Below are 22,349 nucleotides of genomic sequence, written 5' to 3'. Positions count from 1 at the left end.
TAAACATTACTCAACAACAATTAATGGGGGCTGGCACTATTTTCGTTGAAGCAACCTAAACTGGACAATATGAAAGTATTCAAAACCGTAGTAGCAATCTTCATTCTCACCATTATTGGCTCGAAGGTGATGGCGCAAGATTATAAATTCGCCGCCGGTATTCGCCTTTCCAATGCCTCCCCTACCATCAGCAATTCCATTACAGGAAAATACTTCGTTACAGAGAAATCGGCCATCGAAGGATTGGTGTCCTTTGGAAGTCGCTTTGGTGTAGGTGCCTTATTGGAAATCCACAATCAACTCAAACCACAAGGCTTTAGCTGGTTTTATGGAGCCGGTGCTTATGTTGGGTTTGAAGGCGGCTCAACCTATGTTGGCCCAACCGGAATCGTTGGCTTAGATTACAAGTTCCCCAATATTCCATTGAACCTTTCATTGGATTGGAAACCGGAGCTGGACATCGTCCCAAAAATAAAATTCGTTCCCGACGCCCTCTCCCTTTCAGCAAGATTTACTTTCAAATAAATACATTAAAAAAGCGCTTCTTTCGAAGCGCTTTTTTCTTTTAAAACTTTTATGACCAAGGCCAGTAATAAGCCAGAAAGATCGCTGTAATAATTCCCGCTAAATCGGCCAGCAATGCAGCGGAAACCGCATATCGTGTATTCTTGATACCCACCGAGCCAAAATACACAGCAACGATGTAGAAAGTGGTGTCTGCAGATCCCTGAAAAACACAGGCCAATCTGCCCACAAAACTATCAGGTCCATAAACCTTCATCGCATCAAGCATCATGGCACGGGCACCGCCCCCGCTAAAAGGCTTAATGAATGCAGTAGGCATGGCCGGCACAAACTGATCGTCAATTCCAACGGCGTGACACACCCAACTCAATCCCTGCACCATATAATCAAAAGCTCCGCAAGTGCGCAGCAAACTGATTCCAACAAAAATTCCCACCAAATACGGAATGATCTTGATGGCTACATCAAAGCCTTGTTTAGCTCCGTCAATAAAAGCATCAAATACCATCACTTTTTTCACTAAGCCACCAATAATAAACACGATGAATAATAGAAGGATCAGTCCATTACTCACCAAGTTAGAAAAGGTAGTAGCTCCTTCTTTTGTAAGATAGAGGCGCAGATAGATCCCCATACCGGCCAGCACAACTGAACCAATCAAACTCAAAGCCAGAATGGCTTTCCATTGTTGCCAGGTAAACTTCTGCCAAATGGCCGTAACACTCATGGCAACAATAGTAGCCACAAAGGTTCCGATCATACAAGGGATGAATATTTCTGTTGGATTGTTTGATTTCAACAATACACGCTGCGCAATAATGCTCACCGGGATCAAGGTTAGTCCGGATGCATGCAGCACCATGAACATGATCTGAGAATTCGAAGCCACTTCTTTATTTGGATTGTCTTGCTGCATGCTTTCCATCGCTTTCAAACCGAAAGGAGTTGCTGCATTGTCGAGACCGAGTAAATTGGCCGAAAAATTCATCATCATATGCCCCATGGCCGGATGATTTTTTGGCAAATCGGGGAAGAGTTTTGAGAAGAAGGGGCCTACGATGCGCGATAAAAAACGAACCGCGCCTGCTTTCTCGCCAATGTTCATAAATCCAAGAAACAAGCTCATAACACCAATAAGACCCATAGAAATGGTAACACCGGTGCTGGCAGAATCGAAAACGCCATCCATCATGGTCTTCAAAATAGCCGTGTCGCCCATCCCTACTCTAATGAGGGCTACGATAAAAGCTATCAGGAAAAATCCGATCCACAAATAATTCAAAATCATAGCAATGGATTTATAATACGGGAAGTTTCATCATTTTTTGCGTTCTCCCAAATAATAATCGAGAAAAGGAGGTAAAATAGTACCTTTGCGCCTCAAATTTTACTGAATTATGGGTTTAAAAGCAGGTATCGTTGGATTGCCAAATGTGGGTAAATCGACCTTGTTTAATGCCGTTAGCAATAGTGCCAAAGCACAGGCAAGCAATTATCGTTTCTGTACTATCGAGCCAAACGTGGGTTTGGTAGATGTACCTGATCAACGCTTGAACAAACTGGCTGAATTGGTTCAGCCTGAGCGCATCGTTCCTACTCAAATAGAAATTGTAGACATTGCAGGCTTGGTGAAAGGCGCCAGCAAGGGCGAAGGCCTGGGAAATAAGTTTCTCGCTAACATTCGTGAGGTGGATGCTATTATCCACGTTATTCGTTGCTTCGAAGATGAAAATGTGCTGCGCGACGAAGGCCCTATCAATCCTGTAAGCGACAAAGACATCATCGATACTGAACTTCAACTCAAAGACCTTGATAGCGTTGAGAAGAAATTATCGCGTTCAGAGAAAATGATCAAAACCGGCGATCCTAAGATCAAATTAGAAGTGGAGGTTTTGAAAAAATGTAAAGAGCATTTGGAGCAAGGAAAGAGCATCCGTGGGTTGGATCTTTCGGCTGCCGACAAAGTGGCCATCGCCGATTTGTTCCTTCTTACCGATAAACCTGTTCTTTATGTAGCCAATGTAGATGAAGCTTCCATGCACACAGGTAACAAATTTTCTGAAGCACTTCAAGCCGCTGTAGCCGGAGAAGGCGCACAAGTGATTGTAATGAACAACAGCATCGAAGCGCAGATCGCCGAAATGGAAGATCCCGCTGATAAAGAGTTGTTCATGGGTGAATACAAAATGACCGAGCCAGCATTGAACCGCTTGATTCGCTCAACCTATAAACTATTAAACCTTTATACTTACTTCACTGCAGGAGTTCAAGAGGTTCGCGCTTGGACTATTCAAGACGGATGGAAAGCACCTCAGGCTGCCGGAGTTATTCATACCGACTTTGAAAAAGGATTCATTAAAGCTGAGGTAATTGGATATGATGACTATATCCAGTACAAGTCTGAAGCAGCTGCTCGTGAGGCCGGTCGCCTAAGAATTGAAGGAAAAGAATACATCGTCAAAGATGGAGATGTGATGCACTTTAGATTCAATGTGTAAGGCTAATTAAGAATTAAGAGTTAAGAATTAATAATTGGGGTGCGTGGTGAATACTACGTACCCTTTTTCTATTTAAGTCAATACGCGTTTAGATGATTGATATAAAGTATCTAGTATATAAAAAAGTAAACCCCGATTGCTCGGGGTTGTACTTATTAATCCATCACAGTTAAGCAAGATTAGAAAATATTGTAAGCAAAACTTACGTAGTAGATACCACCCACTTCTGGGTTACCGAACGCAGTCTTGTAATATTTGTTGAGTAAGTTTGTTCCACCCATTTTAACAATGGTTCTCTTTGTTGGGAACTTGTAGCTCACTTGAGCATCGAAAATAGTGTAACCATCCACTTCACCTTGACGGAAATCACTTTCATAGAAGAAGCCTTGTTGAGTTCTCATGTTTACAGCAAAACCCAAACGCTTTTGGTAACCAAAACCGGTGTTGCTGAAACCAAGGTTATAGCGGTATTTAGGTGCATTGAAAAATGCCACGAAACCGGCTTCTACGTTGGTAATTCTATCGAATGTTAAGTTAGTGCTTAGTACGAAGTTTCTAGGCAATGACCAGTCGATGCTTGCACCATAACCATAGGTTTTTACTTTGCTAGTACTGTTTACTGCTACTGAAACGATACGGTTAGGTCCTGCAAATGGAGATGCTGGTCCACCCAAGCCTTGAACAACGATTCTACGACCTAGGAAGTTTTCGTACTCACCCCAGTAACCGTAAATGTCTACCAGAACTTTCTTCTTAAACAATCCTTTGTAACCAAACTCAAAGCTTCTCATGCTTTCAGGTTTGTACTCTGCAAATTCCGCTTCTTTCAAAGCAGCCAAAGCACCTGGGATGTTTCCACCTTGTGCCAAAGCACCTGCAGTTCTCACACTTTCCAATGTATAAGCAGCGATTCCGGTAGGATTGTCATTCAAAGTATTTACAGATCTAAAATTGTAGAACTTACGAAGTTCAGGCAATCCACCTAACAATACAGTACCACCACCTACAGAAAGGTTGATCCACTGGTTTTGTGTAGTTGGGAAACGATAGGCTGTTTGGAAGGAGCCGCGCAAGTTATGGTTCTGTGCCAATTTCACTACTGCTGTAAAACGTGGAGTGAAACGACCTTTGAAGTTTTGGTTTTTATCGAAACGACCGGCAGCAGACAACTTCAAACGCTCGTTGAACAGAGCTTTTGAAACTTGTGCATAGGCACCTGTTTCATTGATCTTGATACGACCTGCTGAATCAGCAAAAAGGGTTCCTTGTGAGTTTAACACGTATTGCTTCACGGAAGCACCGGCAATCAGATCAAAATATTTACCGGTTAAATGACTGAAGTTGTATTGACCTTCTGCTTGGTACAAGTCCGTTCTATCAAGGAACAAACCACCACCTTGTTTAATTGGAGTGGTTCTTACTTTATTAAAGATAGCATTGAATGCATCGGTTCCTGCTAAAGGACGTCCGATATCGGCTACAGAACGACCTGAGTTATGCAAGTTTTGTAAAGAAGCAGCTACAGCAGCTTGTGCTTGAGCCAGCGTACCCCCCGACAATAAAACGGTTTGGAACTGGGTAGCAGCCGCAGTGGCAAAACCTGATACATATTGGGGATACCAGCTACCTGCAGCATTAGAGGCAACATAACTTGGTTTCCAAGCTTCGTTAAAGACACGAGTGGTAACTGTAGCGTTGTAAGACTCCCCAGAGTTCTCTTGGGTAGTGTAGCCTCTTACATACCAGTTCTTATGCTTTAATTCTAATTTATACTGACCTACTTTCAAATCTTTCAATGAGTAACGGTCGCTACCTGTGTAAACAGTATTACCGGTTCCCCAATAAGCCGCTAAGCTAGCTTCCAAATTATCAGTCAATTTATAGTGAAGCGCACCGGTCAACTTTACGTTTACGGTATTGTTGTTCACCACTTCTCTTTCTTTGTAACCGGTTCTAGAAACCATCATTGGAGAGCCCAAGAACTGGCTTAAGATGGGGCTTAATGCAGCGTTCCCTGCAATGGCACCTTGAATGAATGGACGAATGTCTACGGTAGTTTCATCACCATATACGTTTACTCCATCGTAGTTAGGATCGCTGGTGCGTGTTCCTGCAACTACTTTACCATAATTGTTTACAGAAGCATCTCCGGCGAGGTAGTTAGAAGTATCATTGGCAACCCAATCTTTCGCTTGAACGAATTGGGCACTCATTTTAAAGGCCATTCTTTCATTGATCTTAGTAGACCAACGAACGCTCCAATCGTAGAATGGAGAGGCGCTTGAACGTTGTCTTTTATCGGTATGCATAATACCGGTTTTCACTTGATAGCTTAAACCTTGGTATTTGAATGGGTTTTTACTATTCAAAAGAATGGTACCGTTCATACCACCTGGGCCATATAAAGCAGAAGAGGCACCGGGTAACAATTCCATGCTTTCTACATCCAATTCAGTTAATCCAATTACGCTACCAACAGAAAAGTTCAAGCCGGGAGCTTGGTTGTCCATTCCATCAATCAATTGATTGACGCGGGCACTACCACTACCGTTGAAACCGCGGGTACTTACTGTGTTAAAGGTGAAACTAGAGGTAGTAATGTCAACCCCCTTGATGTTTCTAAAGATGTCATAATATCCGGTAGCAGGTGTGTTTCTAATATTCGCTACGTTCACACGTTCAATAGAAACGGGTGATTCGAGAATACGTTCAGGAACACGGCTTGCAGATACAACAACTTCCACCCCTAAACTGCTGGCCGGAACAAAACTGATCTCAACCGCATCAGAAGCACCGGATACTTTGAACTCTTGCGTTTCAAAGCCAATAGAGGTGAATATTAATGTAAATGGAGGTTTTTGAGAAGTTACCAATTTGAAATTACCCTTCTCATCAGTAAACGTACCGGAGCTCGACCCTTTTACAGTTACGGAAACTGCGGGAACTCCCTCTTTGTTGGTACTGTTCTTAACACTTCCTGTAATAGTTACAGACTGGGCTACGGCAGCAATCGACATCATGCAAAAAAACAGCAAAGCTGCCAGCGAACGGAAGCTTTTTCTCATAATGGTAGTTTTAGTTTCGTTAGTATTGGGGGCAAAATACACATTGCGCCCGACCTGCAAAAATTTAATTTTTTTAGAATGGATGAGGGTTTTGTGTGAATATTTCCTACCCTGCTTTTTTTCCCAGTTTGGGTGCCGAATCCTAATTTCGGGCCATGAATTCGCTCCATTTTCCAGGCCAAACCGGCTTTTATAAGGGTAAAGTAAGAGATGTGTATTATATCGGCTCAGAAACACTCGTAATGATCGCCTCCAATCGTATTTCAGCTTTCGATGTAATTCTGCCTCGTCCTATTCCTTTCAAAGGTCAGGTTTTAAATCAAATTGCTGCGCATATGTTGAAGGCAACCACCGATATCTGCCCCAATTGGTTGCTCAGCACCCCTGCGCCCAATGTATCGATCGGCAAAACTTGCCAGCCTTTTAAAATAGAAATGGTGGTTCGTGGAAACTTAGTTGGGCATGCCTGGCGTACCTATTCTTCCGGCTTGAGAACGCTCTGTGGTGCCACGCTGGCCGAAGGATTAAAAGAGAACGACTTTTTCCCTACACCTATTATAACCCCTTCTACGAAAGCAGAAGCCGGTCATGATGAAGACATTGCCCCCGACCAAATCATTGCCCAAGGCTTGTGTACAGCTTCCGAATGGGAAACTTTAAGCAAGTACGCTTTGGCTCTTTTTGCCAGAGGTAAAGAGCTAGCCGCTAAACAAGGACTGATTCTCGCCGATACCAAATATGAATTCGGTAAAATTGGTGATACCATTTATTTAATGGATGAAGTACATACCCCGGACTCATCTCGCTACTTCTATGCAGAAGGATTTGAAGAACGTCAAGCCAGTGGAGAGCGTCAAAAACAATTGAGTAAAGAGTTTGTGAGAGAATGGCTGATCGCGAACAATTTCATGGGTAAAGAAGGTCAAGTAGTACCTGAAATGACCGATGAATGGGTTGATACCATCTCAAAGCGCTACATCGAATTGTATGAAAAAGTAATTGGAGCTCCCTTCCAAGCTAAGGCGCTTACCGATCAGGAAACAGAAGCTTGCATTGTGGAAGCACTGAAAAAAATCTAATTGAACCTCAATTAATTTTATAGCTTAGGTGCCTAAAACCGATTGTTTATGGCACCTGAGCAACTTTTCAATATTTCCGGCAACCTCGCCATGGCCGGGTGGCTCTTTCTTATTTTTGTCAGTCCCTTTTGGAAAAACATCAACCAAGTTGTGGTTGCCATCTTTGTCACCATTCTAGCACTTTTCTACGCTTGGATGATTCTCCAAAGTTTTCAATTCTCCGATCTTGCTAAATTTGGAACACTAGAAGGTGTAATGGGATTGTTCACTAATAAAACAATGGTATGCGCCGGATGGATTCATTACTTGGCTTTTGATTTATTCATCGGAACTTGGATCGTTCGCAACGCCCAAAAACATTCCATCAATCATTGGATTACAGTCCCCTCTCTTTTGCTTACGTTTATGATGGGCCCAATTGGATTGTTGAGCTACTTTTTAATTCGCTTTGCGCTTACAAAAACTTATTTTGCTGAAAATTAACCCGGTATCATGATTTCGTTTCTCAGTCAACTCAAACAACGTAACAAGTTGTTCTTCTACTACGGTTTGTTCTCTTTCATTGGTTGTTTTATAATGATGATGTTGTATCAACAACAACCTTTTATCGTAGCAGGTGCCAATGCTTGGGCGAAGCCCTTCAAGTTCTTCCTTTCTATTGCAGTTCTCTGCTGGACGATGGGTTGGTTATTGCACGAACTCAATGAACCAAAGAAAGTTAGAATGTATACGATCATGTCAGTGGTGATGATGACTATTGAACTTGTCATCATTACTTGGCAAGCAGCTAATGGTCGTCTTTCCCATTTCAATCAATCAACCCCCTTGTATGGTGCTTTATATGCACTCATGGGAGTGGCCATTCTAACTTTTACTTGCTGGACAGCCTATATTACTTTTCTATTCTTTAAGTTGAAATCGGACACCATTACTCCTAATTACTTATTGAGCATACAACTAGGCTTGTTGTTCTTTGTAATATTCTCTTTTGAAGGCGGCGTTATGAGTGCCTTTAACAAACATACTATTGGAGGAAACGACGGTTCACCTGGCATTCCACTGCTTGGATGGAGCTATTATTTGGGTGACTTGCGTGTAGCGCATTTCTTCGGAATTCATTCACTTCAAGTGCTGCCTTTGATGGGAGCCTATTTTACTACTTCCAAAAAACAAGTGTGGTTGTTTGGAATTCTATATTTTATCTTGGTTAGCATGATGCTTCTTCAAGCTTTCTTAAAAGTTCCATTCATCGAAAAAGCCCTTTAACATGAAATTTTTATCCCTATTGCTCATTGCAGTATTGCCCTTATTTTCCCTTGCTCAATCTGAACATTATTTAATAGTGGGAACCTACACCAATGGAAAAAGTGAAGGGATTTATGTGTTTAAATTCGATTCAAAAACCGGAACTGCTAAAGAATGGAGTCATGTAGTCAGTTCAAATCCATCTTACTTAGCCATTAGCCCGAATAAAAAAATTGTATTGGCAGTAAATGAGAATGCTGATACCCTTGCAAACAGTTATGGAGGTGAAATCAGTTCATTTTCTTTCAACTCTAAACTGGGCACGCTCACTCCAATTAACAAAGTAAGCTCCGGCGGCGAACACCCTTGTTATGTAACGATGGATGCAAGTGGAAAATGGGCCATCATTGGCAACTATTCAAGTGGTACCATTAGTATCAATTACCTTGATGGAAAAGGAACCTTGTTTCCTCCCAATCAAATTCTTAAACACCAAGGTAGCGGTCCAAATAAAGCACGTCAAGAAGCGGCGCATGTGCATTCTACGGTATTTTCAAAAGACTTCCGCTATGTTTTCACACCTGATTTGGGTACCGATACTATTAACGCCTATCGCTTCGATAAGTCCTTAGGGAAATTGTTTGCAACCGGCAAGAATGCAACAGCTAGCAGCCCGGGTGGTGGGCCTCGCCACTTTGAATTCCATCCCAATAGTAAATATGCGTATTTAATGGAAGAACTTACGGGAACGGTGCAAGCGTTTCAATACACTGCAACGAATGGTTCTTTGAAATCGATTCAATCCATTGTGGCGATCGATCCCAAAGATGCAGAAACAAATTTCAGCGCAGATATACATGTGAGTCCAAATGGAAAATTCCTGTACTGCACCAATCGTGGCGTTTCAAATACGATCACAACTTTCAAAATTGATCCTGCTACCGGCAAACTGAGTTTTGTTGATAGAATCGACACACAAGGTATCTACCCAAGAAATTTCACCATCGACCCAAGCGGTCAATTCATACTGGTAGCCAACCAGAAAACGGATGAGATCATTGTATTCAAGATAGATACAGTAACAGGTAAATTAAAAGAAACCGGAACAAAAATTCCGGTTTACAATCCTGTCTGCTTGAAGTGGTTATGATTGCTTTTTAATATTATTGATTTCATCAAGTCGTGGGCGAAGCTTTTTCGCCTTCGACTTATTGAAGATGTTTTGACCTTTATCAGAACCCTTTCTAAGCTCCTTCTGTTGTTCTTCAGGCAAATGAATGAATTCAAAACAAGCATCACTGCAGGTTCCCTTCATCTTTTCTTTGCACGCGTTACATTGAATGAAGAGTAAGTGACAAGCATCATTCGTGCAGTTTACATGGGTATCACAAGGTGCCCCACATTGGTGACACTGAGAAATTACATCCTCGCTAATGCGCTCTCCCAATCGATCATCGAACACGAAATTCTTTCCGATGAATTTATTGGGCAATCCTTTTTCTTTTGCTTGTCGGGTGTAGTTGATGATGCCACCTTCAAGGTGAAATACATTTTTGAATCCTTTGTGCAACATATAAGCACTGGCCTTTTCACAACGAATGCCTCCGGTACAGTACATGATGATGTTTCGATCTTTGTTTTCATTCATCATATCCACTGCCATTGGCAATTGTTCACGAAAGGTATCACTGGGAACTTCAATAGCATTCTTGAAATGGCCCACTTCAAACTCATAATGATTGCGCATATCAATCACAATGGTATTGGGATCTTCTGTAAGTTGATTGAACGCTTCAGCATTTACATACTTGCCTTTGTTCTGCATATCGAAGTTGGGATCTTCAATACCATCCGCTACAATTTTATGACGCACTTTGATATCCAATACAAAAAAGCTCTTGCCATCATCGTCAACCGCAATATTCAATCGAAGTTGATCGAAACTAGGATAACTGTATAGTTTCTGTTTAAAAGCTTCGAACTGGTGCGTAGGTACACTGATTTGTGCATTGACCCCTTCATTAGCAACATAAATACGACCTAATACGCCTAGCTCAGTAAAAGCAACATACCAATCGTCTCGAAACAGATTTGGTTCTGAAATAGGGGTGTAATTGTAAAAAGAGATCGTGGTTCTTGGAGTAGGATCGTTCAAAACGCGATCCTTCAATTCTTTCCTGGAAATGCGGTTGTGCAAAACTGCCATGTGGTTGAATTTTAATTCGTTAAGAGTAGGCAAATAGCTGTCTCTCTACTTTCGAATCCCAATTGCAGGTTGGGCAAAATTCGTAAAGCACGGCAAAGATACAATTTATCTCGAAACCTGCACACTACCACCGATCAAACCACCGAGTCCGAGTCGTATCCCTGTTTGGTTGTAAGACCCGTTTAAATAAGATGACACGAAATCAATTCTGAAAAGCTTAAAGATGTTTTCAACACCTACAAACAATTCTCCATAATTGTTATTCTTGTTTACATAGAATGAATTCGCGCCGCCTACTAGGGTCCAATTCAATCTTCTAAACCCGGGGATTTTATTGGTTAGCAAGCCATTGAAATGATGCTCTAAATGTGCTGTTGCATAAACAGATGCAGTAGTGCTATTCGCATAATAGGGGGCCAATTGAAAACTATTGGTGTATTGACTTGCAAACAACAATTGATTGCCATTAAAGTGCTGATAATCTTGTATGAAAACAGCTTTCGAATTCAAAAACCCACCAATGCTAAATCTGTATTTCAGTAATCCCTTTAATTTTAAATTCACATCATCCCACACACTGAATTTCCAACGATCAAAATTGACATCACTGCCCAATACCTTCGATATGCCCTTCACGTATTGAAAACCAAGTGTTGGATATTTTGAACCAATGGGAACTTTGTTCCGAGGGAACTGAATGTATTTTTGACCGGGGCGATAACTCAAATCAACTTGTAACAATGCAGCTTGATGACGCGTAAAATTGGCCGTCAATTGTTCAAAAGGATAATTTGGTGTAAAGTTTCTGGTTTTGTACTCTATAACACTAAAATCTGTGGTGTTTTCAAGCGGCAATCGATCTTCATAACTAAGTCCAATAGTAGCATTCAACCCCGCATCAAAGCGGTGATTGTACTTCAAATTCACAAAACGATTCTCATAATTCTTCAAATAGTTTTGTTTATAGACCAGCGTGTACCAACTGTTGATCAATGGTGAAATTGGATTGTCGCGGTTGAATTGAACCACTTGCTGACCACCGCTCAGCGTCCACGATCCACGGCCAACGGTTCCTCCATTCTCATCCCAATTGAAACTACGCTTCGAATAATTGATCGAAGCCCAAGCATTGAAATGAGAATTCGACAACCCATAACGATAATAAGTCATTACACTCAATGATTTCGACTTTTGAGGATACCGTTTATCGAAGCCTATTCCTGCATTTATGGCCAATCCCTCCGCGGTGTTGTATTCCAGATTGCGAATCACCGGCTCCCACCTAACAATGATTGGATCCGGCTTGTAATTGGTTCGGGCAAAGCCGGTCCACACTATTTGTTTGAATTTGATCGGGCCTCTTCTCTTTCGAAGACTATCAATACTCGATTTCGAAAAAGCTGAATCTCTTCGATCTTGAAACAAACTGTCCTTCGTTTTATAATCCCTGATTTCTTCCGGCTCCAATGGAATCGGGCGAATACTGTCCCAATACGCTTTTGTTTTCTTGTTCACTGCAGTATCGTACTTGATGGTAACATTGTTAAAGAACTTGCGTGCAAAACTAGGTGCTACTTCGTATTTGTTGTATACATTCAAGAAATTACCAACCGCGTCAATTCCAAATTGATTGAATGTAAAATACACAACCTGATCTTTCGTTCTCCACACCTCTCTGGAAATGGGAACATGTTGCTGACGAATTTTGATGGTATCAAGAATTTGCAATTGCGATTCTTTGAACAAGGCCAAGTCAAGACTGTGAATTCTCCAATCGCCTTCCGTAATATTAATGGTTCCTGAAAACAAGGGTTCAAACTTTCTTCTGGGGGTTACTTTAATTTGATTGATCTCTTTTCCATCTTCCCAAAAAGACCCGAGGTATTGATATTTATAGAAATTCAGCGCTCCATCTGCAATCGGTGAAACAAATCCACGTGGATTCAGTTGAGAACCTAACACCGTTACATTATTGCTATAAAAATTAATAAAGGTTGGAAAACTAAAACCAAATCCACTGGAACCACTTTCTCTGCCCGACAAAACTTCCAGTTTGATCTTGTTGGGTTTCTTGTAAGCTATTCGTGTCAAGGACTCTGACAGATAAATAATTCCTCTCCCTGCCGAATCCACCCCCATGTCCTTTTTATCACGCTCTTCAATTTTTTGTCCGAAAACTTTCTTAGGTAATTTCCTTGTTCTTACCAGTGTTTTAATATAGGCTTCGCACGTGAAGGAATCGAGTGGATTTTCGTATCCCTTTCTTTTCTTGATCGCATTTCGAATGATTTCATAGGCTGGATCTTCTGCTCCTGGGCGCACTACCACTTCTTTCAATGATAACTGTAGCAAAGACAACTGAAAATCGAGTTGTTCATTTTTAGTTCCTACTGTTACTTTCTTATCTACTCGTTCATAGCCTACATACTGAGCACTAATGGTATATGTTCCGGGGTCTACATCAATGAAGTACTTACCATCATTGCTGGCGGTTGTTCCCTTGGTGGTGCCTTTTACCAATACAGAAGCAAAAGCCAAGGGCTTTCCTTTATCATCAGTAACCGTTCCTTGAATGCGAGTAGCAAATAAGTTAGTAGTAAGAAAGAATCCAATAAGAAGGATAGGTAGTGTTTTTCTCATAATAGGTATTCAGGGCGAATATAGAGTCCATTCGCTCAAATCCACCACCGCTCTCATTTTTTTGATTGTTTTTAACAATCAGCCCCGGGCTTTACTTAGCAAGGCTCCGCTCAGCGCTCCTAAACCGGCAACCAAGCCACCTAAAAAAGATCCGATTAAGTTCAATAAAAGATAAGAGCCTTTTAATGGCAAAATAGTGGCCACTTTTACAGACAATATATGATCGTTACCACTATCCAATACAAAGGCGATCAAGAACCACAATACAAATACCGATAGAAAACCGGTAAGAAAGGCCTTAAATGCAGTTTGTGGAATCAAATAGGCTATTAGAAACGGAATTACTGCAACGCTCCACCACGGCAAATAAAGCCCTGCCACAAAGCACAAGCTAACTGTAAGCAACAATGATACGAGAAACTTCTTCATGGCAATTACTTTTTAAAAGTGATGGTACTAAGAATTCTTTTGTCTTTGATTTCATCTTTTGTCATAAACCATAGGTCATAATAACCTCCCGAAGCCCAGGTGTCTACGAAATTGTCATAAAATTTACTTCCCGGGTTTCCACTTTGACCTCCCGGATAGATACCCGTAGCCCTTATCTTATCAGTCAGTTCTACGATCATTTTCCAACTTGGGCCATGGAACTGCTTTGTAGCATTGATAACATGTACACCACCACCGGTTTTCAAGTGCAGTCTGCTCAACGGTCCAACTCTTGTAAGGTGTTGAATACCGCTATCTTTAAACTTATACCAAACCAATCTGCCTTCTTTTTTGGCAATCATCAATTCTGGTACGGCTTTCTTGAATGCCTTTAATACCTGTTGTGCAAGCGTTTCTTTTTCAGGGGTGGAAATATCATCGATAAATTGAAACGCACTGTCTCTAATCAATGCTTCAATAAGAGTAGATTCATCGGGTGTGATATAAGGCTGAGGCACTTTCGCAAATTCATCCGACCAAATTGTTGTTTCCAAGCTATCGAACCATGAATGGAAAACAGCTACACCTTGCTCGTTCGGATCGTTGCGTTTATTCCATGTTTTAACAATATTAAACAACTCCTTTTCTGAGGATGTAAGTTGTGTTTCATCAATATTTTTAAGCAGCACCGGCATGGCTGTTTCAGCAAAAAGATTTTCGTTTTCGTTTTGAAGACCTTGCATGTCTTTGATTGTAATACTCGACATCTGTTCGAGCTTCCGATTGATCAATTTACCACGGTAGAGATCGTGATGCCCGCCGATATAATATGGATAGGTTGTATCTACCGGAAGTTGATTCGCACTGCTTACATAACCCCTGCTTGGGTTTACCATATGAGCATTTTCATCTTGCGGAATATCGGCTTGCCAGAAATAGCTGGAGTCCGTTCCCGGCATTACAAAATCACCCTGACGTCTCCATTTAGCCGGAAACACTGCTTGCTGCCATACGGCGATATCTCCTGCTTTGGACGCAAACAAACAGTTTTGCCCGGGGCAACTGAGGTATTTAATAGCTGATTGGTAATCGGAATAATTGGTGGAATGATCCAATTCATAGAACAACATCAATTCGTTAGACGGTTCATGGGCTTTCCATTTTACAGCATAATTACTTCCGTTGGTTCGGTATTTCTCTCGACCCGTAAAGTTTTGATCGTACATCACCGGACCAATATTGGTATATACCACTGTATCAAAATAATAGCCCCCTCCTTTTATCATAAATGTATCTACAGTGATACGAGAAGGTTGCCAGCTGTTATTGAACCAGTATTCTTTTCTTGACTCATCTTTAAACTTAACGGTATAGTAGTCTCTTACATCCCGCATCGCATTGGTGAATCCGAATGCATTGTTTTGATTGAAACCAATGATCACACAAGGTGCTCCGGGGAAACTCGCCCCATAGGCACTAAATTGGGGGCAGGTAAGTTGTATTTCAAACCATAGAGAGGGCATGTTCAAACTCAAGTGCGGGTCGTTACATAGAATTGGACGTCCGCTGGCTGTTTTAGTTCCTGCTACTGCCCAGTTGTTACTCCCATTGTCTTGATCAGGCTTTGATACCGTTTCAGGCACAACCGGCTTCCACTGGAAGTACAACGAATCGGCCGTTACAGGCATCAATACTTTCACTTTTGCAGAATCGAATGGCGTTCCTTTTGCCACAATAGGATCTAATGAATCGCGGGTTATCGGAAACAGCAATTCAAAAGCATGTTGATCGAACACCGATTTTACATTGGTAAATTCAAAATCATTTTCTGAGCCGGAAAGATCATAGCTCATATATTTCAAAAAAAGCGCTGTTTTTAAGTTCGTCCACTCTTCAGGTTGATATCCTAACAATTTGTATTCAAGTGGAAGATTTGCGCTACTCAAACTATGAATGTATGCATTCACACCTGCCGTATAAGCGTCGCAGGTAGTTTTGGTTTTAGGTTCTGCTTCCATTTCAGCCAGTGCCTTCTTCGCTCCATATACCATTCCAAGTCGGCGCATCTGACGATCGTTTAATAAAAGGATACTGTCTTTACCGGGACCAAGAATTTCAGACAATCTCCCACCGGCGGCATGAGTTTGGAACTCCATTTGCCACAACCGGTATTTGGCATGCAAATATCCTTGCGCAAAAAAAAGGTCCGATTCATTTTCAGCGAATACATGCGGCACCAATCTATCATCTAAATACACTTCAACCGAACCTTTAATAAAAGGATCATTGATGGAGATGGATCCGGGGTTATCAGTTGATTCAGCGTTTTGCCAGAACCCTTGCTGAGGGCTAAAAAACGCTCCTAATGCGGGAATGCTTCCCCAAGGTTTATTCAAAGCCCAAACCAATAAAATGGTTACAATGGCACTAATTGAGAAGGGTATAAACTTCATGATGATGTGTTAGGATGAGACTTCTTACTAAAAGTAGTTATTTTTTACGAACATCAAAACAGCTCTCCTGACTCCGAAATAGCTTTAATCAAACTTTTAAGGGCCTCTGTTTTGTTGAAGCTGTGCAATACAATTCGAATACGTTCCGTGTTTTTAGGGACTGTTGGGTATAAAATAGGTCTGCAATCATGTCCCTTCGACTGGAGGTATTGAGCCACCAAGCGGGCTTTTTCGTTTCCCGGAATCAGAATTGCCTGAATAGCAGTTTGAGAATTTAATTTTTGAAAGGGCAGTGAAGCTTCTTGAAACAGTTGAATCAATTCTTTTAAATGAGTTCTTGCGTCATTCATCAAAGGCAACATGCGATATCCTTCTTGAATGGTCTCAAAATGAGCAGGCGGTAAGGCGGTGGTATAAATAAATGCTCTGGAAAAATTGATCAGGTAATTGCGAAGGCGATTCGACCCTACAACAACAGCGCCGTGTGAACCCAAAGCCTTTCCAAACGTATGAACTCGAGCAAACACCTTTTGAGTAAGCCCTAGAGCCTGCACCAGGCCTTCTCCCTTGGTTCCAATTATTCCTGTTGCATGTGCTTCGTCTACTATTAAGTAGGCATTGTAGCTTTCGCACAATTTGACTATTTCAGACAAAGGAGCTTGATCGCCGTCCATTGAAAAAACCGATTCCGTTACCACAAAACAGCGTGATTCAGCTCTAACCAAATGACGCTCTAAGTCTGCTAAATCATTGTGCAAAAAAGAATGGCTTTTACAACTATTCAATTTAATCCCATCTCGAATGGAAGCATGTGAAAGAAAGTCATACAAGATCAAGTCATCTTTCTGAGGCACCACACTTAGCAACCCTAAATTCGCATCGTATCCGGAATTAAAGATCAAGGCAGCTTCTGTTTCATGGAATGCCGCCAATAACTGCTCTGTTTCTTCCATAATGGCATGATTTCCGGAAAGCAAGCGAGACCCTGTAGCCCCGCCACCCACAGTCCCGTTTTGTTTGGATAAATAGGCGGCTAATGCTAGGTAATCGTTGGAACTCCAATCCTCTAGCCCATTATTCAGGCGCAGGCTGCGGAAAGCTTGTTCATCGCGTCGTTGAGCCAGTTTTTGTTCTAAAAAATTCTCATTCATACAGTACAAATAACGGAACAATTCGGCATAAATTTGCCTTCTTTTACACAGATATGGACCATAGTTCAGACGTTAAAAACATATTGGGGCTTCAATTGCCAACCGACCCTCGGTGGGCCCAATTAAGTCAAATTAGCTTGGAAGCCATTCTTACCGATCATGCCTATTGCGAGCAAAAAGCCGCTACTACTTGTATTAGTCTCATTCAGCGCTATTCGGAAAGGGAAGAACTAGTGAAAGCGCTCGCTCCTATTGTAACCGAGGAATGGGGACATTTCCGAATGGTGTTAAACGAGATGACAAAACGGGGTTGGAAGCTTGGAAAACAACGGAAAGATCTATATGTAAACAAACTGCTCGAATTCCAAAAACAGGGTGGAGCTTTGGAAGATCGTTTGCTTGATCAACTGCTTACAATGGCATTGATTGAAGCACGCAGTTGTGAACGTTTCAAACGTTTGAGTGAAGGGTTAGAAGACGAGTATATGAAGAAATTCTACCGCCGCTTCATGGAGTCGGAAGCCGGTCACTACACCTTGTTTATTGATCTTGCAGAAACCTACTTACCGAAAGAAAAAGTCCGCTTAAGATGGGCCGAATGGCTGAACTACGAAGCCACCATAATGAAAGACATGGAAGTTCGAGGAGATAGAATTCATTAACAGCAACCGTTTGCGGGAAACTTACGCAAACGGTTGAGCGTTTTTGCATTCAATCCAACCTCTATATTTACAGTTCATGAATGTATCAGAGCATCAAAAAGCTGCCCGATTGTTTGCCGGCATCCGGAATTATGAGGATTTGTTTGTTGAAAACGAGCCGGCAATATCAACCTTACAAGGAGGCTTGATCAACCATTCCTATAAAGTGCTGGTGAAAAACAAGGCGCCGTTTCTATTGCAACAGATCAACCATCATGTATTCAAAACCCCGGATGATGTTCAGTCGAACTACCTTCAACTATGGAATTTCACGAAACAACAAGAAGTAGCACTGCAATTACCTGAGCCACTTTTCATCTCCGATCAACAAACACTCCACCATTCTAAAGAGGGAAATACTTGGCGTGCATTCAAATTTATAGAAAAAACAGAATCGTATAAAGTAGCGCATTGGCCCGATCAAGCTTATAGTACCGCTCAAACATTTGCTAAATTCACCGCCGCATTCAGTGAATTTGACAGCAGTACCCTAAAAACAACCATACCTAAATTTCACAACTTAAGTTTCCGCTATTCAGAATTTGACACCGCTTTGCAATTTGCTTCGGCAGATCGATTGCAACAAGCCGGTGATTTGATCAAAGCTATTACCGAACGCATTCACTATAAGAATTTCTTTGACCAATTACAGAACAAACCTGCGCTCTTCAAAAAAAGAGTAATGCACCACGATGCCAAAATCGCGAATGTTTTGTTTGAAGAAGAGTCCGGAAATGTTATTTGCGCGGTTGACTTTGACACCGTAATGCCCGGATACTATTTTTCAGACCTGGGAGATATGATTCGCTCTATGAGTTGTAATGAAGACGAGACCAGTGTTTACTTCGATAAAATCGCAATTCGTAAAGACTTTTACGAGGCCATCGTTTCAGGCTACTTGAGCGTGATGCAGGAAGAATTGACCAAGGAAGAAGTAGAAGTGATTCATCATTCAGGCATCATCATGATTTACATGCAAGCCATTCGCTTCTTAGCTGACTATCTCAATAAAGACCAATACTACCGCATTACTTATCCCGATCAAAATCTGCATCGTGCTAAGAACCAATTGTTGTTACTTCAGTCGCTGGAACAACTGTTAGAAGACGAATACAGTTATTCAATCAAGCCTTCAGTTCTTGCGTAAAATGTGCGATTTCGGTTGAGAAATCTAAATAAGGATGTTCTAATTGCAATTGTTTAGCCTTTTCTAATTGGGTTTTCAAAAACTGCTGATGAGCCTGTGTGGCAGGGTGAAAACTTCTGTGTTTGGCCGCAGTTATGAGAGAATTAACAGCAGGTATTAGTTGCTGAGAGGTTTCTTCAACAAAGGTTTCCACAAATCGTTCCATCACAAATTGCGTAGCCGGATAGTTCGGGTGAACCATGTCAATATCATAAAAACGATAGTCTCTCAAAACATCGATAACATATTCATACGCCGGAAAATAATAAAGTCGATTGAACTTTCCCACAAGATGATGCACTGCCTCAATCAACCGTGCTTTACTTCGGTTATTCGCCACTACTCCGTCACGAATATGACGAACAGGACTAATGGTAAAAATGATTTTTATAGTAGGATTGAATATAAACAACTGATGCAAACACCGATCGAGCAATGCCACCGTTTCATCAATTCCAAGTAAATGTTTGTAAAAGGTTTGACCGGGCGCTCGGTGACAGTTCGCCACGCCATAATTATTGGAAACCAAACGATAAGAATAAGACGATCCCAAAGTGATGATCAACCAGTTGGCTTTCTTTAGAAAATCATGCGCTTGCCGTTGAGATCGATTGATGCCATCAATACAAGTCTGTAAATCAGTATGTGAGAACCTACTATGATGATCCCAACTTTGCCACAATTCATTCAAATACACCAAGTCTTTTTCTGTGTATTCCTTTTGATTCATGTAGCTGATCAAACTATTGGCAACACTGTTGGGATCGAACAAAATACCATGAGGATTTTGCAAGGTTTGAAATTTCAATTGAGAAAGGCGATCACCGATGTGTTCTGTAAAACAAGAACCCATTAAAAGGATGGGGTCCTGATATTTTATTTGTTGATCGGGCCTTTCGATGGGCACCGTTAGCATGAATTCACTCATAAGTCCATCTTAATGTTGAAAGATTTGACCGGCCATTATTCCGGCTTCTTCAAGTGCGGCTTGGTTGAGGCCTGAAAGCAAGCCTTGAGATTGCAACAACGGAATCATTACCTCTGTATCCATATTACCCACCAATTCGTCATTAGCCATGGGGCAGCCGCCTATTCCTTTCATCGCACCATCGAAACGAATGACGCCTGCGTCAATGGCAGCTTGCAGTTTGCTCACGATGCTATTAGGTGACGCATGAAGGTGAACACCTATAGTAAAGTTCGGAAAAGCTTGAACAGCAGCTTTACTCACTTTGTGCACCAATTGCCGATCGGCTAATCCCACCGTATCAGCCAATGAAAAAATTCCAATCCCAAGCTTCCCCAATTCTTCAATCCATTCATTCACAATTGAAGCATTATAAGGGTCGCCATAAGGATTTCCAAATCCCATAGAAATATAGATGACCAGTTCTTTACCGGAGGCAAGGCAGCGTTCTTGAATCAATTTCACTCGTTCAAAACTCTCCTTTATTCCTGCATTGGTATTTCTCTTTTGAAAGGTTTCAGAGATCGAAAAGGGGTATCCCATATAACTGATCTGAGGAAATGCTGCAGCATCATCGGCCCCTTTCACATTCGCTACAATGGTCAGTAATTTGGATGTTGTACCTGTTAAATCCAAACCATTCAGCACTTGGGCAGTATCGGCCATTTGGGGAATGGCTTTGGGAGAAACAAAACTACCGCAGTCCAATGTGTGAAAACCCACTTTAAGTAATTGCTGTAAATAGCGAAGCTTTTGTTCGGTTTCAATGAACCGACTCCATCCTTGCATTGCATCACGCGGGCACTCCACAAACTGAACCATATCCTTTGAATTTATTGAAGAATCCGTTGTTTCATGGCTTCGTATAAAATCATACCGGTTGCTACCGATACGTTTAAGCTCTCAAAATCGCCTGTCATGGGTATGTGTACATTCGCATCACATATCTTCATTAATGGAGGGAACACTCCTTTCTCTTCACTTCCCATAATAATACAGCAAGGCTCTTTAAAATCCTCTTCGTATACAGGTTTAGAGGCCGTCATTTCGGCTGCAAAAACTTTAATGCCGTTCAAGTGCAGCGTATCAACCGCTTTCATCAAACTTCCTACTCTACAAACATGGATTTTTTCCAACGCTCCGGCTGAAGATTTCAATGCTTCTTCATTCAGAGCCCCTACCCCTTTATCGGGAATGATCAAAGCTTGTCCACCACTACAAAGGGTTGTTCTCGCAATCGCTCCGATATTTCGAACATCGGTTACCCCATCAAGCATCACAAACAATGGATTCTTTCCTTCACTCACAACATGATCAATTACTTCTTGCAAATCCATATAAGAAACCAATCCGGCAAACGCTATTACACCTTGATGATTGGCCTTGGTTAATGAATGTAGTTTTTCAGCGGGAACTTGTTGAATAGGAATGTTGCGTTCTTTCGCCAACTTGCGAATGTCGCCAATTGATGGACCGCTAACCTGCGTTTGAAACAATATCTTATCAATCGACCTTCCTGATTCCAAGGCCTCCACTAGTGGCTGACGACCAATGATCAGCTGGCTTTTTTTAGGTGCCGGTTTATGATGAAATTTCTCCATTTAACAACATTAATTTTACTTTTAGTATAGCCGCTACCGATAGAGAATCAGTAATAATGTTTTGATTAACCATTTGATACGCCTCTTCGAACGGTACTTTCTTAACCACTAATTGCTCGGTTTCCTCGGGTTCGGCAGCATGCTGCGTGAGCCCGGTAGCCAAAAACAAGATTCCAAATTCATCCGATACCGAGTTCGATAAATGCATGTGTTGAAGTTCTCGCCAATGCTCTGCCTTCAATCCGGTTTCCTCCAACAATTCCCGTTTTGCCGTTTCCAATGGAGTTTCAGAGGATGTTCCGCCACCCTCCGGAATTTCCCAAGAATATTGATTCAATACAAATCGATATTGACCTACTAGCCAGGTATTCAATTCCTCATCCAATACAATCACCCCGATCGCTTTGTTTTTAAAATGAACTTTACCATAGATACCGGGGCCTCCCGAAGGGTTCAACACCTTGTACTCAATGATCTGAATCCAAGGATTGATGTATTTTTCCTCTTCGCTCAATACGGTCCAAGGATTGTGCTGTTCATTCATACCATAAAAATAAAAAATCCCGGAAAGGAACCGGGATTTAATTATAAAAGGTCTTTTGA

19 protein-coding genes are annotated in these 22,349 nt (G+C 41.6%); 8 read left to right on the top strand and 11 right to left on the bottom strand.

Going from position 1 to position 22,349, the window contains the following annotated elements; genetic code table 11:
* Nucleotides 1-69 precede the first annotated feature (69 nt).
* A complete protein-coding gene (locus ACQ2HE_RS12790) occupies nucleotides 70-525 on the top strand; it encodes a hypothetical protein (RefSeq protein WP_430896326.1) in 456 nt (151 codons plus the stop codon).
* A gap of 49 nt (nucleotides 526-574) precedes the next feature.
* On the opposite strand, the gene ACQ2HE_RS12785 is transcribed toward ACQ2HE_RS12790, so the two are convergent.
* On the bottom strand, nucleotides 575-1,813 hold the full coding sequence (locus tag ACQ2HE_RS12785; RefSeq protein WP_430896328.1) for a nucleoside recognition domain-containing protein: 1,239 nt from the start codon (nucleotides 1,811-1,813) through the stop codon (nucleotides 575-577).
* Between the two features lie 109 nt (nucleotides 1,814-1,922).
* Here ACQ2HE_RS12785 and ychF point away from each other — a divergent pair, with 109 nt between their 5' ends.
* Complete coding sequence (gene ychF / locus ACQ2HE_RS12780) at nucleotides 1,923-3,023, top strand: redox-regulated ATPase YchF (protein WP_430896330.1); 1,101 nt, start codon at nucleotides 1,923-1,925, stop codon at nucleotides 3,021-3,023.
* A gap of 179 nt (nucleotides 3,024-3,202) precedes the next feature.
* On the opposite strand, the gene ACQ2HE_RS12775 is transcribed toward ychF, so the two are convergent.
* The gene (locus ACQ2HE_RS12775; protein ID WP_430896332.1) at nucleotides 3,203-6,088 is read right to left on the bottom strand and encodes a TonB-dependent receptor domain-containing protein; all 2,886 of its coding nucleotides are present in this window, start codon (nucleotides 6,086-6,088) and stop codon (nucleotides 3,203-3,205) included.
* A 155-nt stretch (nucleotides 6,089-6,243) separates the two neighbouring features.
* On the opposite strand from ACQ2HE_RS12775, the gene ACQ2HE_RS12770 reads away from it, so the two are divergent.
* The 4 genes from ACQ2HE_RS12770 to ACQ2HE_RS12755 are packed head-to-tail and all read left to right on the top strand — an operon-like array spanning nucleotide 6,244 to nucleotide 9,562.
* Nucleotides 6,244-7,167, top strand: a complete 924-nt coding sequence (locus tag ACQ2HE_RS12770) for a phosphoribosylaminoimidazolesuccinocarboxamide synthase (RefSeq protein ID WP_430896334.1) — start codon at nucleotides 6,244-6,246, stop codon at nucleotides 7,165-7,167.
* Nucleotides 7,168-7,215: 48 nt separating this feature from the next.
* Nucleotides 7,216-7,650 (top strand): ABA4-like family protein, encoded by a 435-nt coding sequence (locus ACQ2HE_RS12765; RefSeq protein WP_430896336.1) that lies wholly within the window; start codon nucleotides 7,216-7,218, stop codon nucleotides 7,648-7,650.
* 9 nt (nucleotides 7,651-7,659) lie between these two features.
* Nucleotides 7,660-8,433, top strand: coding sequence for a hypothetical protein (locus ACQ2HE_RS12760; RefSeq protein ID WP_430896337.1), 774 nt, complete (start codon nucleotides 7,660-7,662; stop codon nucleotides 8,431-8,433).
* 1 nt (nucleotide 8,434) lies between these two features.
* Nucleotides 8,435-9,562 carry a lactonase family protein gene (locus ACQ2HE_RS12755; protein ID WP_430896339.1) on the top strand — a complete coding sequence of 376 codons (1,128 nt, stop codon included), beginning with the start codon at nucleotides 8,435-8,437 and terminating at the stop codon, nucleotides 9,560-9,562.
* Here the strand turns inward: ACQ2HE_RS12755 and trhO are convergent.
* The 5 genes from trhO to ACQ2HE_RS12730 all read right to left on the bottom strand — a co-directional run bounded on the left by trhO (nucleotide 9,557) and on the right by ACQ2HE_RS12730 (nucleotide 17,291).
* A complete protein-coding gene (trhO, locus tag ACQ2HE_RS12750; RefSeq protein ID WP_430896341.1) occupies nucleotides 9,557-10,618 on the bottom strand; it encodes an oxygen-dependent tRNA uridine(34) hydroxylase TrhO in 1,062 nt (353 codons plus the stop codon). The genes ACQ2HE_RS12755 and trhO overlap by 6 nt on opposite strands.
* Nucleotides 10,619-10,723: 105 nt before the next feature.
* On the bottom strand, nucleotides 10,724-13,258 hold the full coding sequence (locus tag ACQ2HE_RS12745) for a DUF5686 and carboxypeptidase regulatory-like domain-containing protein (RefSeq protein WP_430896343.1): 2,535 nt from the start codon (nucleotides 13,256-13,258) through the stop codon (nucleotides 10,724-10,726).
* A 78-nt stretch (nucleotides 13,259-13,336) separates the two neighbouring features.
* Entirely contained in the window at nucleotides 13,337-13,687 is a 351-nt protein-coding gene (locus ACQ2HE_RS12740; protein WP_430896345.1) for a hypothetical protein, read from the bottom strand.
* Nucleotides 13,688-13,692: 5 nt separating this feature from the next.
* The gene (locus ACQ2HE_RS12735) at nucleotides 13,693-16,140 is read right to left on the bottom strand and encodes a penicillin acylase family protein (protein WP_430896347.1); all 2,448 of its coding nucleotides are present in this window, start codon (nucleotides 16,138-16,140) and stop codon (nucleotides 13,693-13,695) included.
* A gap of 53 nt (nucleotides 16,141-16,193) precedes the next feature.
* Nucleotides 16,194-17,291 carry an aminotransferase class I/II-fold pyridoxal phosphate-dependent enzyme gene (locus ACQ2HE_RS12730; RefSeq protein WP_430896349.1) on the bottom strand — a complete coding sequence of 366 codons (1,098 nt, stop codon included), beginning with the start codon at nucleotides 17,289-17,291 and terminating at the stop codon, nucleotides 16,194-16,196.
* Between the two features lie 53 nt (nucleotides 17,292-17,344).
* On the opposite strand from ACQ2HE_RS12730, the gene ACQ2HE_RS12725 reads away from it, so the two are divergent.
* Together ACQ2HE_RS12725 and ACQ2HE_RS12720 are read left to right on the top strand one after the other, a co-directional pair.
* On the top strand, nucleotides 17,345-17,953 hold the full coding sequence (locus ACQ2HE_RS12725) for a MiaE family protein (RefSeq protein WP_430896351.1): 609 nt from the start codon (nucleotides 17,345-17,347) through the stop codon (nucleotides 17,951-17,953).
* Nucleotides 17,954-18,029: 76 nt separating this feature from the next.
* Nucleotides 18,030-19,139: a phosphotransferase enzyme family protein gene (locus tag ACQ2HE_RS12720; RefSeq protein ID WP_430896353.1), complete on the top strand. Its 1,110-nt coding sequence runs from the start codon at nucleotides 18,030-18,032 to the stop codon at nucleotides 19,137-19,139.
* On the opposite strand, the gene ACQ2HE_RS12715 is transcribed toward ACQ2HE_RS12720, so the two are convergent.
* The 4 genes from ACQ2HE_RS12715 to ACQ2HE_RS12700 are packed head-to-tail and all read right to left on the bottom strand — an operon-like array spanning nucleotide 19,117 to nucleotide 22,290.
* Complete coding sequence (locus tag ACQ2HE_RS12715) at nucleotides 19,117-20,106, bottom strand: GSCFA domain-containing protein (protein ID WP_430896355.1); 990 nt, start codon at nucleotides 20,104-20,106, stop codon at nucleotides 19,117-19,119. The genes ACQ2HE_RS12720 and ACQ2HE_RS12715 overlap by 23 nt on opposite strands.
* Nucleotides 20,107-20,115: 9 nt before the next feature.
* On the bottom strand, nucleotides 20,116-20,967 hold the full coding sequence (locus tag ACQ2HE_RS12710) for a beta/alpha barrel domain-containing protein (RefSeq protein WP_430896357.1): 852 nt from the start codon (nucleotides 20,965-20,967) through the stop codon (nucleotides 20,116-20,118).
* An 11-nt stretch (nucleotides 20,968-20,978) separates the two neighbouring features.
* Nucleotides 20,979-21,746, bottom strand: coding sequence for a 23S rRNA (guanosine(2251)-2'-O)-methyltransferase RlmB (rlmB, locus tag ACQ2HE_RS12705; RefSeq protein WP_430896359.1), 768 nt, complete (start codon nucleotides 21,744-21,746; stop codon nucleotides 20,979-20,981).
* Nucleotides 21,727-22,290 (bottom strand): NUDIX domain-containing protein, encoded by a 564-nt coding sequence (locus tag ACQ2HE_RS12700; protein ID WP_430896361.1) that lies wholly within the window; start codon nucleotides 22,288-22,290, stop codon nucleotides 21,727-21,729. The genes rlmB and ACQ2HE_RS12700 overlap by 20 nt, the downstream gene beginning before the upstream one ends.
* Nucleotides 22,291-22,349 lie beyond the last annotated feature (59 nt).

The sequence above is a fragment of the Endoryza foliicola genome, from assembly GCF_050589245.1.
Classification (GTDB): domain Bacteria; phylum Bacteroidota; class Bacteroidia; order Chitinophagales; family Chitinophagaceae; genus Endoryza; species Endoryza foliicola.
The sequence above is the reverse complement of the archived record's forward strand: the minus strand, read 5'-3'. Positions and strand labels throughout refer to the sequence as shown.